Genomic DNA, 13,205 nt, shown 5'->3' with positions numbered 1-13,205 from the left:
TTCGCGTTTAAACTCTGCGCTGAAATTTCTTTTTTTCATTATGGCACCTGTGTTGTTCTGAGGTGAGCATATCACCTCTGTTCAGGTGGCCAAATTCAGTAAACCACTTCAGACCGCAACCGTGCTGTTGCGAATCAGCGACTGAGCGGGAGCAATGCACGGTGGAAGTGGACAACAGATTATAACCGTCGCTCGATAGCGGAAACGGCGATGTATCGGATAAAACAGCTGTTGGGTGGTTCACTGACGCTGCGTGATTATGATGGTCAGGTGGCGGAGGCTATGGCCATGGTGCGGGCACTGAACAAAATGACGAAGGCAGGCATACCAGAAAGCGTGCGCATTGCCTGAAAACACAACCAGCTACAGGGACACTCGCCCCGAATCTGATTTATTCAACAACGCCGTCACGGATGCGCAGTGTCGGCGCTGCTCTGCGCCATACCAGCCCGGCAGCAGGTAACCATCTCCGGATGGTTGAGGCATGTAGCGGACAACCGGTGACATCACGGATTTTTATCGCCAGCAGTTCGGTACTCCAGCGGGAACGCTGATAACCGAAATCGCCGGGAGAATGCTTCACAAGCTCACGCAGCAATGCGCAAATATGTTCGAACGGCCAGCGCCTGCCACGTCCTGACGGTAATGACTTCAGGCCTTCAGCACCAGACAGAGTGAACCAGTTAATCCAGCGACCAATCGATGAGCGGGCACAGCAGAGTGTTCTGGCCACATGACTGACGCGCTCGCCCCGGTGCAACATCAGCATGGCGGTCAGTCTGCGGGCATAATTTTTATCACGCGTTTTATGGATAGCTTTCTGCATCAGGCGTCGTTCGTCACGGGGAATTGGTGCTATGATCGGCATCGCTCAGTCCGGTTGGTGATTTGGGATATTCAGCGATTGATCAGATCGCACAATTCGGGCTGAGTTCCCTCAAAGTGATCTACTATTCCGAACAGTTATTTAGCTCCACCAACGGTATTGGCTCGGCCTGAACGTCGGTTGTCATTGTCATGTCACTCATCATACTTCTCCTTCGTTTAAGGTTGTGGATCAACCGCCGGACTCACCGTCACCGGGACGCGCTGAGGCGCGTGGTGATGATCGTGCGCTGGCGGGCACGCCGCGTTCGCCAGCACGACAGGCTGACCATGAGGTGTGTTGAGATAGGCGTGCCGCCACTCCTGCACCCTCGATGCGATTTCCTGTTCTCCCGCCACGCCCAGCGAGGCCACCATGTTCTCCATCGCCGCGGCCCACTGGCGGTAGTAGGCATCATTCACACTCTCACCGGGCCGTGCGGGTGCGGCTTTGATCTCGTCACTAAATACCTTGACCCATTCCTTCCAGGCGAAATGTCCGGCCTGATGCAGGTGAACGATCAGAGAAAATGCCTGCGCCTGCCAGGGATGGTCGAAAACCGGCACGCCTTCGTCACGCGGGAGGCTAATCGCTGCGTAGTCGTTGCTCATGGTGCCTCCAGATAGTCGTCCCAAAGATCAATGTACACGCGGTCTGGCAGCGTGTTGCCCCACAATTCCCGAGCGGTGAAGCTCACGCTATAAACGTGCTGGGGATGCGCCCCCAGACTATGCGCCAGCGTATCCGGCGTGCCGAACACCCCGTGGGCGATCTCGATGGTGCCAATCTTGCCTCGCACGTAGCGCGGCATACGCGTGTGGGTAGACGGGTTAATATTTTTGGTCCTCACCCGGTCTCCCACCTGGAAACGGGAGACTGCATCGTGGTCAATGCGCGCCGATGCGCCGGTTTTCATCACCATATCGGCCATCTCCGGCGTTAATACTGGCGTACCGGGCGGGCATGGTACCGGTTTCACCGCACCTTGTAATTCGGCGGCGGTGATCACCCCCTTTTCCAGCAACAGGGTTTCGAACGAATGCAGCCAGTGCTCGTAATAGCTTTCCTCCAGGTACTGGGCCGGATCCATACGCTCAATGGCATGGCGGAATTCGTCCACGTTAAAATAACCGCCGACGAACAACCCGGGAAACAGCGAGAAAACCCGGCGTTCCCAGTCATGATGAAACACCGGCTCATTGGCTTCGCCAATCACCGGCCCCATGCCGTGCATGCCGCCTAGATCGTGTATCCCGTTCATTGCTTGCTCCCCCTCACTCGCCGGGCAGCCAGGGCAGGCCGGTGCCAATCATCGAATCGCGCGTGACCAGCTCCGCCAACTGCGCTTCACTCCAGCCTTCTGTGCCCGCAGGGCGCTCAGGCAGCACCAGATAGCGCAGTTCGGCGCTGCTGTCCCAAACGCGCACCTCTTTGTTTTCGGGAATGTTCAAACCGAATTCGGCCAGCACCGCACGTGGCTCAATGACAATGCGCGAACGGTACGGCGCGGACTTGAACCATACCGGCGGCAGACCCAGCACCGGCCAGGGGTAGCAGGAGCACAAGGTACAGACGAATACGTTATGTACCGCAGCGGTGTTTTCCACTACCACCATGTCCTCGCCCTGGACGCCAGAAAAGCCCAGTTCAGCGATGGCTTTGGTGCCGTCCGCCAGCAGCCGCGCCTTATACGCCGGATCCGCCCAGGCTTTCGCCACTACTTGTGCGCCATTCCGAGGCCCGACCTTATGCTCATAGGTGTCAACCAGTTGATCGAGCGCCGCCAGATCGATCATACCTTTCTCTAGCAGCAGCGACTCCAGCGCCTTGACCCGCAGGACGATCTCCTCTGGCGGTTCGGTATGATCGTGTTCATGTTGATAGCTCATATCATTCTCCTGTATCAGTGTGGAACCAATGACGGTTAAAAACGTCGCCAGTCGCCAAGCGCTTCAAGCACGGCGGCAGCCTGGTAGAGCGTGCTTTCCGAGTAACGCCGCCCCACCAGCATCAGCCCTACTGGCAAATCGTCCACCAAACCGCAGGGCACAGTCATGGCCGGATGGCCGGTGATGTTCTGCGGCACCGTGTTGCCGAGCATTTCCAGCGCCCGGTGCACGAACTCCGGCATCGGACAGCCCGCCTCCGGCAATGGCTGGGAGACAATCGGCAACGTCGGCATCACTAGCAGGTCATACCGATCCAGCGCCCGCTCATAGCTGGCGATGACCCTGCGCCGGATATTCTGGGCCTTGGCGTAATAGCGGCCGTGATAGCGCTCCAGCCCGTACTGGCCGACGAACATGCACAGCTTGAGCGGCGCGGAGAGTAAGTCAGCCTGGTCGCGCCAACCGATCTGCTTGTCCAGCAGTGCGATGTCGTATTGACCGTTCCAGTTAAAGCCCATGCCGTTGTGCATCATCTGCATCATCAGCCCTTCGCAGCCGATAGATTGCCACAGCGCCCCCGCCAGACCGTGCTCCGCCACTGACGCCGTCCCGACCATGGCCCCCATCCTTTCCAAACGGGCAATGGCTTCATGCACCTTCGCCTCCACCCGCATATCCATATTCGGCAACTGGAAACCTTCAGTCAGGATACCGATCTTCAATCCGTCCACGCCCCGGCCCAGCGCTTCGCTGTAAGCCTCAACTTTGGGCGCGTACTGACGCGGATCCAGTCCGTCCTCACCGGCGATGACCTCCAGCATCAGCGCATTGTCGCGCACGTTGGCCGTCATTGGCCCGGCGTGATCCACGGTGGCTTCGATGGGCATGATACCGGTGTAGGGCACCAGACCGTGTGTCGGCTTCATACCGTAGATGCCGCAAAATGCAGCGGGGATGCGGATGGAGCCCCCCTGATCGCCGCCGATGGCCATGTCCACGTCACCGGAGGCCACCAGCGCCGCACTACCCGAGGATGAGCCGCCAGCGGAATAGCCGTGACGCAGCGGGTTGTGCACCGGCCCCGCATCCGAGGTGTGGCTGCCACCTGACAGACAGTAATGTTCACAGTTGGCCTTGCCGAGAATGGTGGCACCAGCGTCCAGCAGACGTGTCACCACCGTAGCGTCATAAGACGGAACGAAACCTTCCAGCGCGGCGGCGCCGCTCATCATCGGCACACCAGCCAGCGCCACGTTGTCCTTAAGGGCCACGGTATGTCCGGCCAGCTTGCCCTCCCCTGCCCCTTTTACCTCGCTTTTGTAACACCAGGCGTTGTGCGGGTTTTCCGCGTCGGTGGGACGGTAACCCGCCGTGCGCGGATAACGAATTTCTGGAATGTCATCGGGCTGTTGGTCGATAAGATCATATGCATCGAAACTTCCCTGCATCAGGCTGAGATATTCACCTGCCTGTTTCGGCGTCAACTGCATATGCAAACGTTGGGCGAGCGCCTGGAGCTGTTCTGGAGTGGGTCGCGTGATAGCCATAAATTTTCTTTCCTTATTCCCCCCAATCGAAATGATGCGTATGGATATGCGGGAAAAATAGTGAGTACGGAGACGTCGCGTGGCTAAGCTCATCCCATAGAGGATGGTCTAATGCAGCAACGGTGCAAGGAACACTCTAGGCCGATCACACCCGGTGCTGCTTGGTTCGGAAAGACAATTTTTGTATTGTTTGAGCCAGCTCGGCGATCGTCAGGGAAATGTATGTACGGTGCAGGATAGAAATAGCAAAGTACTTAGAAATCAATCAATTTAAAATAATCACCTGAGAAGTTGTCTTTCTTGAGAATTTGACCAGCTATTCGCCAGTAAGACAAAATTACCACTTCTGAAACATCAGCTTTTCAGAAGAGACGACAAAGGCTTTGCGGAAAGCGTGGCTTAAGTAGTAGAAGTCGGGAAAACCGATATTCAGCGCCGCCTGAGACAAGAGATTAAGCCTGCCGCACTTGATGTCCTAGCCGACAGACCAGTCACCACCATTGGCGTCTTCTTGTATCCCATCTCCCGCCTTTGGTCGATGCCCCAGCAGCCCAAGAAATCCGAGAGCAGCGGCGCCCGAGACAAACTCGCTTTCCAACCGCGCTTCCGCAAACCGGAAGGGAATGTGACCTGCTCCCCGTTGATTAATACACCGTGATGTTAGTAATGTCTTCATAAGCCACATGAGGACACCCCCATGAAGAAGCGTTTTTCCGACGAACAGATCATCAGTATTCTCCGCGAGGCTGAAGCCGGGGTTTCTGCCCGTGAGCTCTGCCGCAAGCACGCCATTTCCGACGCCACCTTTAACACGTGGCGCAAGAAGTATGGCGGTATGGAAGTGCCCGAGGTTAAGCGCCTGAAGTCGCTTGAGGAAGAGAACGCCAGACTCAAGAAGCTGCTTGCCGAAGCCATGCTGGATAAGGAGGCACTCCAGGTGGCTCTGGGGCGAAAGTACTGACGACAGACCAGAAGCGGGAAACCGTTGAGTTTATGTGTGATGCGACCGGTCTGTCGCAACGTCGTGCCTGCAGGCTTACAGGTTTGTCCCTGTCGACCTGCCGTTATGAGGCTCAGCGTCCGGCGGCTGATACGCATTTATCAGGGCGCATCACTGAGCTGGCACTCGAACGAAGGCGTTTTGGTTACCGGCGCATCTGGCAGTTATTACGTCGGGAGGGCCTTCACGTCAACCACAAGCGGGTATACCGCATTTACCACCTTAACGGCCTGAGTGTGAAGTGCAGACGACGTCGTAAAGGTCTGGCGACTGAGCGGCTTCCGCTTCTTCGCCCGGATGCGCCTAACCTGACATGGTCGATGGATTTTGTCATGGATGCACTTGCCAGCGGCCGCCGGATTAAGTGCCTGACTTGTGTGGATGATTTCACGAAGGAGTGTCTGACGATCACCGCTGCTTTCGGTATTTCAGGTGTTCAGGTCACGCGTATTCTGGACAGCATCGCGCTCTTTCGTGGCTATCCGGCGACAATAAGAACCGATCAGGGCCCGGAATTTACCTGCCGCGCGCTCGAACAATGGGCCTTTGAGCATGGTGTGGAGTTGCGACTTATCCAGCCAGGTAAGCCAACGCAGAACGGGTTTATTGAGAGTTTCAACGGTCGCTTTCGGGATGAATGCCTGAATGAACACTGGTTCAGCGATATTCTTCATGCTCGGAAAATCATTAATAACTGGCGGCAGGACTACAACGAGTCCAGACCTCATTCATCGCTGAATTACCAGACGCCGGCTGAATTTGCAGCAAGCTGGAGAAATGGAAAATTAGAAGGTAAACAAACCGACATTACTAACTGATCGTTGTATCTAATACTGGGGGCAGGTCAGGGAGTCTAGTCCTTTCGGATTAAAACAGTGCAGTAAACGCACCAAAATAAACGGAGCGCACCAATCAAGAGCAACCTGACTAACCAGGCGGTTTGTCTCTCCAGCAACAGAAACTGTCTTTAATAATAAAGCGTACTAAACCAAAATGAGTAACATTCAGGACTGAGAGACTCTACCGAATTCGTGACAGCCCAGCGTGGCACAAACACAGTAAAGAGTAATCAAGGCTGATACGATGGAATCATACACTCCGTGCACCCTTTGTATTGGTGCAATTACAGAAGATGCGGGTTTTAATAATAAAATAAAATCTATTTTTGGTTCTGTATTACAGTGGGACCAACTGGAAAACAGGATCTGCGAATCTGATAATAAAGTAGACCTGCTCATTATTGACTATGACAACACATGGATTAATCATGAAATGATTAAAGAAACCTCCGTCGCCAAACTGGGAGTAGTATCAAGTTACAAACCGGCGATTATCAACAACCATAACCTCCATGCCGTATTATTTAAAGCATCCGGTGAACATGAGATCCAGATGCTCGACTGGAAAGCAATCCGCCATGACGCCGCCAGCGGCTTCGGGATTGAGAACATTCCACTTGGCAACAGTAAACTTGATATTTCCGTCGGCCGTCAGGATCTGAAAAATTACGCCAGAGACTATTCCGATACCACCAGCGTGAATACCAATCTTGTTAACCTTAATTGGCATGACATTCCGCTATGGGATAAAGCCAGTCTGTCTCTGTCAGCCAGATATAATTTCGCCAACAAGACGGACGAGCAGAAACGGGGCGAAAACGACCACCAATACTTTAAGCTAAAAGATGCCTGGCTGGGCACCGCACTCCTGCATCAAAAATATGACAACAAGGATTTCAATGACTTTGTATTCCAGATCGCCAACAATGCCATCGGTAGCAGTTTCATAGGTCTTGATTCATCGAATCCGGAATACGGAGCAAATGATTATTATTATGGGGACCATTCCGGCGGAGTAGCATACCGATTGATTACCCAGGGCGAAAACTACCTTAGCGATCGGATCCTGCTCGCCAATACTGCAGTCTTGAGTACTGGCAACGATTTGTATAGTTACAATACCGGTGCCCATACAGATTTTAATAGCCTGCGCCTGGTGCTTCGGCCAGCATGGATCTGGGATCAATATAACCAGACGGGGACAGAGCTCGCTTATTTCAATCAGACCAATAAGTCTAACGGTCAAAGCTATCATGAATCTGGCTATAAAGTGACGCTTTATCACGCTCTGAAAGTAGACACCAGCATGCTGACTTCCCGGCCGGAAATTCGCTTCTATACCTCTTTTTTAAAAGCGCTGAATAACGAGAACGACGGTTTCAGCTTTAGTGACGACAAAGATCATCAGGTTTCTGTTGGTGTTCAGGCTGAAATCGCCTGGTAATGCCAAAAAACAGCGTTATTGATTAACTAATTCCCCATCCATACTCATTTGAATGGGGCTTTTTACCAGAGGAATAAATAAAAATGAGTAGAATGAAGTCGTGGTTTCAAGGCCCTCAAAATATTTCCAAAGCAGAAGCTGTCGAAGACTATGCCGTAGGACGTGTTCCCTCCCACTATCGATGGCCTATTCCTGCGATCATTGTTGTGCTTCTTGGAAATTCTACCGCCATGTTCTGGTTCAGTTTTGGCGCCGGCATTAGTTACCAGGTTGGCTGGCCATACATGTTACTGCCTGTCACCTATATGGTGATATTTGCCACACTGATTGGATCCTGCACCATGAAACTGGCCAGCAAGGAAGGGTTATCCCTGAACCTGCTCACGCGTGGATTGGGATTTGGTTATATGGGTTCAGCTTTAACTTCCTTTATTTATGCTATTAACTTCATATTCTATTTTCTCTTTGAAGGCACCATTGTCTCGCATGCAATAGCTAATTATTACGGCATTGCTATCAATTCTTTCGCCGGCATTGCCATCTTTTCTGTCATTGGCCTGTTTGCCATTTTCTTTGTCTGGAAAGGCATGACGTCATTGCAATTCTTGCAAACCTGGGGCGGCCCAATCTTTATTGTCCTGTTCGGGTTTTGTATCTGGCAATTGGTTCACCATTATCCCGTTGCAGGATTTGATGACTGGAAAGCGAGAAACGAAGTCGACAGTAATGCGCTATGGCTGGTATTCAGCATGGCCAACGGCCAAATTGTCTTTCAGGGGCTGATGGGCACCGACTATGGACGGTTTGCCAGAGCGAATGTGAGCTATAAAGGAACCATGGCTATTATGCTGGGTATGCTGTTACCGGTGGTGGCGGTCATGCTGTTCGGAGCGTTCATCGCCTATACGCTTATTCCTCATATAACCAATGGCGATCCCTGGTCACTTGCTATGGACCCGGGGTTTGTATTTCCGTTAATTATTTCCGCTATCGGTGTTATCTTTGCCATTGTTACACAGATAAGAATTAACGTACTGAATCTTTATTCCGGTTCTATTGCCTTATCCAATACGATGGACATGGCCTTCAACTTCCGCCCAGGACGGCAATGGTGGATGCTCCTCGTCTTGATTCTCGGGATCGTGTTTTACTCTTTCAACGTATTAGAACACACGGCAACGTTTCTAACGATTAGCGGAATCCTTACCAATACGTGGGTTTTCATTATTCTTGCTGACTACTATATCTGCCGAAAAATGCTTAATCTTGCACCAGGCGATTTTGTGGAATACAGAAAGGAGTATCTATATAAATATAATCCCGCGGGAGTGGTGTCGCTATTTATTTCCGTTGCCGTCGGCGCCGCAGGTGTTTTAGGCATATATCCCATGTTATATGCTTCATTCATCGCCATGATACTTGGCCCCATTATTCATGTTATTATCAGTATCATTACCAAAGGGAAGTTTTATTTTAAAAAATTCCCTACTGATATGACCACTCAGTGGATAAGACAGAAGAAATAACGATGACAGCCCGATGGCACAGACTGTGCCATCGGTTTCATTTAAACAAAATAGAATTTATTTCTGGAATAGACTTCTTTAGGCGTCATACCAAACTGTTTCTTGAACGCCTGACTAAAATGCGACATATCTTTGAATCCATATTCTAATGCTACCTGAGTAATATTTTTTGCATGTCCATCACTGAGTATTTTTTTGCATAAATCCAGCCGTTTCTGCCAGACAATACTCATGGGCGACTGTCCATATCTGGCAAAAATTCTCGTCAATGTTCGGGTTGAAATATGATTATCGCCTGCAATTTTCTTCAGCGTTAATTCACTATCTCCAATATTTCTTTGAATGTAATTAATAATACGGGCGTAAGATTTATAGTCTTTATTTCCATACCCTGCCGACTGCAAATTGATGCAACTACTTATCAACTCCAAAAGCAGCCTGGAGCATTCCCCGGCATAAGCATTCCCCGACAAAAAAAGCTCTTCACTGGCCCCACGTCTGGTCATCTCAAGTAGCATTTCACGCATTGGTCTCATGAACGGGGCATTTTTATCCAGCATCATTGCGATAAAATTATCGATGCCAGGGATTTTCTTTTCTATCCCCGCACGAGGAATACGTACTACATGCATGGCCGATGCATCAATATGATTTCTAAACGGCTTCGACGCATCGTAAAGCGTGATGTCGCCTTCTCGCAAGTGAACCTCTCTCCCGTCCTGCTCGAAGAAGGTGTAGCCTTTCTCGATAAATCCCAACCAGTAATCATCTTCCGACGTTTTTCTCAAATAGTTTGCGGTTCTTTCCCAATCATGCGGCGATGAACTAATGGTTGTAACCTCAAGATCGTCAAAGCGTCTGACGTTCAGCGAGGCGCTGAAGTTTTTTACTGTCTCAAACCTGGAGCTTGCCGGAATGCAATGTTTACAGATGACATCTGTCCAGTATCCGAGTCTTTGGTTACATTCGACGGAATCTGTTGAATAGTAAAGGTTCATTCGGTTTTCCTGTGTTACAAACCCGACTATTCATAACCATGCAAATAGAGCGCCAGGATAACGAATTTGGCGGACTGACTTAAGAGAACCGAATTTTATTCAGAAGCGCGCCAGTCAACAGCTTTTTTCCTCAGTATTATTTGAGAAAAAAGTATAAAAAATCTTATTTCCGCACCACGTTAGCACCGCTCACGCACGCGTTCAGTGCAATAAACGCAGTGCGCGCCATAACCGACGCGACTCCAGACCTTCATTTTCCTGGCGAAAAACCATTAACCTACAAACGGATAATCTCAAGTAGCGCTTTTTTCACCTCCATAATCGCAGCGTCGCGTCGGCTATCCGAGCGTATCGCCAGTTCAACAGAGTAGGCAGGCAATATCAGCGGACAGGCCACCACATGAAGTCCTGCGACCTCCGCGATGGCCCGTGCAGCGTGGTGCGGAACGGTCGCTATCGCATCCGTGCCTTTTATCAGCCAGGGCAATGCGGAGAAATGGGTGGTGGATGCAATCACCTTTCGGCCTCTGCCGATCTCCGCCAGTTTCTCATCCACAATGCCGACAAAACCGCCGGAGGAAACCAGTACGTGATTTCTGTTCAGATAGTCTTCGATATCCATTTCACGTCGTTCACCATCAAAAATACACGAATAGGTTCCCGTCCCAAGCAGCTCCTTCGACAGGAGGGTGGAGCGGATGCCACCGGCAGTGACTGCGATATCCGCATTGCGATGCATCAACATATCCTGAACCAGGTGAGCGTTACTTTGCCGGAACTGCAATCGTAGTCCCGATGCCAGCACCTGCAATAACTGGATGATTTTTTTACCCCACACTATCTCAAAGTCATTAGACGCGGCCAGAATAACGGTCCGCCCGGTAAAATCATCGGGGCCGCCCACTGCCGGCGGCAGCGTCTGACGACATTTTTCCAAAATATCACCGACAGAACTTTTTAACTCGCTGGCTTTGGTGGTCGGTTTAAGTCCCCTGCCCGTTCTTTCAAACAGATGATCGCCATAAATCTTTCGGAGACGATTGAGCGCCGCGCTCACCGCTGACTGGGTGATCCCCAACCGCAGCGCGGCACGCCCTGCGCTTTCCTCTTCGTACAACGCTTCCAGCACTTTGAAAAGATTAAGGTCTAAATAACTGATCCTAATACCGCTACACTTTAGCCAGCCCGTGTTTTCCACCGGGGAATGGGCTGACGGTATCCATAAAGTGATGAACCTTTTTCAACAGTTGCCACATTGAACGGCACTGGTGATTCCGGGTTATTGTCTCATGAAGCGCCTGCCACAACCGTTCGACATGATTGACCCATGGCGAGTAAACCGGCTGATAAATGACCCTGAACTTCTGGTTTGCTTTCAGCCAGCGCAACGTTTCACGGCTTTTGTGGATAATGTAGTTATCGACAATGAGCGTAATCGTTTTTGCCCGCCGGTATGTCGCCTTAAGATGTTTTAACAGTCTGATAAATAAAGATGAACCTTTACTGTTTCCACCTACGTAGCTGACTTTTCCCGTACCGCTGTGCAGCGCACCGGCAAGATAGTACTTTTCATTCTGGCCCGGTGTGACAACACGTTTTTGCTGCCCGCGTAACTGCCAGTCAGCACCGATTTTCGGGTTGAGATGAATATCCACTTCATCTTCGTAAAACACGGGATATTCCGCACTGCATTTCGCCAGTGCTTCATGGATAGCGACCATTTTTTCTTCTTTGTGTGGGTCACGGATACGCAGTGTCGGCGCTGCTCTGCGCCATACCAGCCCGGCAGCAGGTAACCATCTCCGGATGGTTGAGGCATGTAGTGGACAACCGGTGACATCACGGATTTTTATCGCCAGCAGTTCGGTACTCCAGCGGGAACGCTGATAACCGAAATCGCCGGGAGAATGCTTCACAAGCTCACGCAGCAATGCGCAAATATGTTCGAACGGCCAGCGCCTGCCACGTCCTGACGGTAATGACTTCAGGCCTTCAGCACCAGACAGAGTGAACCAGTTAATCCAGCGACCAATCGATGAGCGGGCACAGCAGAGTGTTCTGGCCACATGACTGACGCGCTCGCCCCGGTGCAACATCAGCATGGCGGTCAGTCTGCGGGCATAATTTTTATCACGCGTTTTATGGATAGCTTTCTGCATCAGGCGTCGTTCGTCACGGGGAATTGGTGCTATGATCGGCATCGCTCAGTCCGGTTGGTGATTTGGGATATTCAGCGATTGATCAGATCGCACAATTCGGGCTGAGTTCCCTCAAAGTGATCTACTATTCCGCGCAGCTATTTAGTCATAATCAGGAACAACCGGCCACATGTTGGCTGCATATCCTGGCGGCAGGCTTTTCAGCAAATTCGGATGAGGTCATTCAGTCCTGCTCAGGATGAGGGCGTCTCTGGGTATAGAGTATGCGCCAGGCCTCGATTTTGCACCGTGCATACTTTAGGGACTTAAACCAGTTAGTTTCCAACCCAATTATGTATAATTGCGTTTTTCCGCTACGCAACATTATTTCTAGCATGGCACAAAGCTGACGTTGAGACTTACAGCATCGGGAAGCTTCTGGATGCCGCGTCAGCGGCATGGAGGCGCCAGATGAGGTTACATGTGTCTGTGGAGTCAAATGGCGCCGAAAACCCGGCGTAGCCGGTTGCCGGGCTATAAATTCTGCCACCCTACCCCCTGCCCTGATTAGCCTTAACCCGCTAACAGCAATGAAGAAGTTAAGGTAATCCCTTTTAACCCCGGTGAGCGGGCTTTACGGCGTTTACGACGTAAAGGGCGTGATTTCCGGGGCCTTGGCGGCGGCAGCTTGCTGCTGACACTTAGGGGGATGTTCTTCAGTTATTTCAGCGGCATCAGGGAACTTAACACGGTAGCTGCAAAGCTATACCCGCTAAAAACGTCTCAGGAGCATCTCCACGCAGTCGGGGCGTATCTCCGCGTTAGCGGGCCGCAGGGCCGCTTACGAGCGTGTACCAGACAGCTCACCGCAGCTCCACCCACAGCGATGAAGAAGAGTAGTTACAACACCCATCATTAAAAGCGACACTACTCCCGGCCTTCGGCCGGGGGCGGCGGCG

The 13,205-nt window shown here is 51.6% G+C and carries 10 protein-coding genes and 2 pseudogenes; 4 read left to right on the top strand and 8 right to left on the bottom strand.

Annotation, left to right across the window (positions count from 1 at the left end):
- Positions 1-108: 108 nt before the first annotated feature.
- Positions 109-351, top strand: a pseudogene (locus ACQUTP_RS24520) (IS5/IS1182 family transposase); the annotation flags it as partial.
- A 55-nt stretch (positions 352-406) separates the two neighbouring features.
- On the opposite strand, the pseudogene ACQUTP_RS24515 reads toward ACQUTP_RS24520, so the two are convergent.
- From ACQUTP_RS24515 to ACQUTP_RS24495, 5 genes and pseudogenes are all read right to left on the bottom strand, one after another.
- A pseudogene (locus tag ACQUTP_RS24515) lies at positions 407-868 on the bottom strand (IS630-like element ISSpu2 family transposase); the annotation flags it as partial.
- Positions 869-1,044: 176 nt separating this feature from the next.
- The gene (locus tag ACQUTP_RS24510; RefSeq protein WP_060876800.1) at positions 1,045-1,476 is read right to left on the bottom strand and encodes a nitrile hydratase accessory protein; all 432 of its coding nucleotides are present in this window, start codon (positions 1,474-1,476) and stop codon (positions 1,045-1,047) included.
- A complete protein-coding gene (nthB, locus tag ACQUTP_RS24505; protein ID WP_428902465.1) occupies positions 1,473-2,126 on the bottom strand; it encodes a nitrile hydratase subunit beta in 654 nt (217 codons plus the stop codon). The genes ACQUTP_RS24510 and nthB overlap by 4 nt, the downstream gene beginning before the upstream one ends.
- 13 nt (positions 2,127-2,139) lie before the next feature.
- Entirely contained in the window at positions 2,140-2,754 is a 615-nt protein-coding gene (gene nthA / locus ACQUTP_RS24500; protein ID WP_428902466.1) for a nitrile hydratase subunit alpha, read from the bottom strand.
- A gap of 35 nt (positions 2,755-2,789) precedes the next feature.
- The gene (locus ACQUTP_RS24495; protein ID WP_060876797.1) at positions 2,790-4,301 is read right to left on the bottom strand and encodes an amidase; all 1,512 of its coding nucleotides are present in this window, start codon (positions 4,299-4,301) and stop codon (positions 2,790-2,792) included.
- 697 nt (positions 4,302-4,998) lie between these two features.
- Between ACQUTP_RS24495 and ACQUTP_RS24490 the strand changes: the two genes are divergently transcribed.
- The 3 genes from ACQUTP_RS24490 (at position 4,999) to ACQUTP_RS24480 (ending at position 9,110) form a co-directional block, all read left to right on the top strand.
- Positions 4,999-6,119, top strand: a protein-coding gene (locus ACQUTP_RS24490) for an IS3 family transposase (RefSeq protein ID WP_428902467.1) whose coding sequence is annotated in 2 segments (ribosomal slippage) — positions 4,999-5,257 and positions 5,257-6,119 — 1,122 coding nt in all. Because the reading frame shifts where the segments join, the coding sequence is not laid out codon by codon here.
- A gap of 265 nt (positions 6,120-6,384) precedes the next feature.
- On the top strand, positions 6,385-7,584 hold the full coding sequence (locus ACQUTP_RS24485) for a carbohydrate porin (protein WP_428902468.1): 1,200 nt from the start codon (positions 6,385-6,387) through the stop codon (positions 7,582-7,584).
- Positions 7,585-7,667: 83 nt separating this feature from the next.
- Positions 7,668-9,110: a purine-cytosine permease family protein gene (locus ACQUTP_RS24480; protein ID WP_428902469.1), complete on the top strand. Its 1,443-nt coding sequence runs from the start codon at positions 7,668-7,670 to the stop codon at positions 9,108-9,110.
- 41 nt (positions 9,111-9,151) lie between these two features.
- On the opposite strand, the gene ACQUTP_RS24475 is transcribed toward ACQUTP_RS24480, so the two are convergent.
- The 3 genes from ACQUTP_RS24475 to ACQUTP_RS24465 all read right to left on the bottom strand — a co-directional run bounded on the left by ACQUTP_RS24475 (position 9,152) and on the right by ACQUTP_RS24465 (position 12,309).
- A complete protein-coding gene (locus tag ACQUTP_RS24475) occupies positions 9,152-10,108 on the bottom strand; it encodes a helix-turn-helix domain-containing protein (RefSeq protein ID WP_428902470.1) in 957 nt (318 codons plus the stop codon).
- Positions 10,109-10,385: 277 nt separating this feature from the next.
- The gene (locus ACQUTP_RS24470; RefSeq protein ID WP_428902471.1) at positions 10,386-11,306 is read right to left on the bottom strand and encodes a LysR family transcriptional regulator; all 921 of its coding nucleotides are present in this window, start codon (positions 11,304-11,306) and stop codon (positions 10,386-10,388) included.
- Positions 11,278-12,309: an IS630-like element ISSpu2 family transposase gene (locus tag ACQUTP_RS24465; RefSeq protein WP_428902472.1), complete on the bottom strand. Its 1,032-nt coding sequence runs from the start codon at positions 12,307-12,309 to the stop codon at positions 11,278-11,280. Before ACQUTP_RS24465 ends, ACQUTP_RS24470 begins: the two co-directional genes overlap by 29 nt.
- Positions 12,310-13,205 lie beyond the last annotated feature (896 nt).

It is taken from the genome of Klebsiella sp. 2-CIP_Kleb., assembly GCF_050378715.1.
In the GTDB taxonomy this organism is placed as follows: Bacteria; Pseudomonadota; Gammaproteobacteria; order Enterobacterales; family Enterobacteriaceae; genus Klebsiella; species Klebsiella quasipneumoniae.
This window is presented reverse-complemented; position numbering and strand designations above follow the sequence as displayed.

Coding starts and splice junctions, on each gene's coding strand:
- ACQUTP_RS24480 (WP_428902469.1), top strand. CDS start 7,668: ATGAGTAGAATGAAGTCGTGGTTTCAAGGCCCTCAAAATATTTCCAAA.
- nthB (WP_428902465.1), bottom strand. CDS start 2,126: ATGAACGGGATACACGATCTAGGCGGCATGCACGGCATGGGGCCGGTG.
- ACQUTP_RS24475 (WP_428902470.1), bottom strand. CDS start 10,108: ATGAACCTTTACTATTCAACAGATTCCGTCGAATGTAACCAAAGACTC.
- ACQUTP_RS24485 (WP_428902468.1), top strand. CDS start 6,385: ATGGAATCATACACTCCGTGCACCCTTTGTATTGGTGCAATTACAGAA.
- ACQUTP_RS24510 (WP_060876800.1), bottom strand. CDS start 1,476: ATGAGCAACGACTACGCAGCGATTAGCCTCCCGCGTGACGAAGGCGTG.
- ACQUTP_RS24495 (WP_060876797.1), bottom strand. CDS start 4,301: ATGGCTATCACGCGACCCACTCCAGAACAGCTCCAGGCGCTCGCCCAA.
- nthA (WP_428902466.1), bottom strand. CDS start 2,754: ATGAGCTATCAACATGAACACGATCATACCGAACCGCCAGAGGAGATC.
- ACQUTP_RS24465 (WP_428902472.1), bottom strand. CDS start 12,309: ATGCCGATCATAGCACCAATTCCCCGTGACGAACGACGCCTGATGCAG.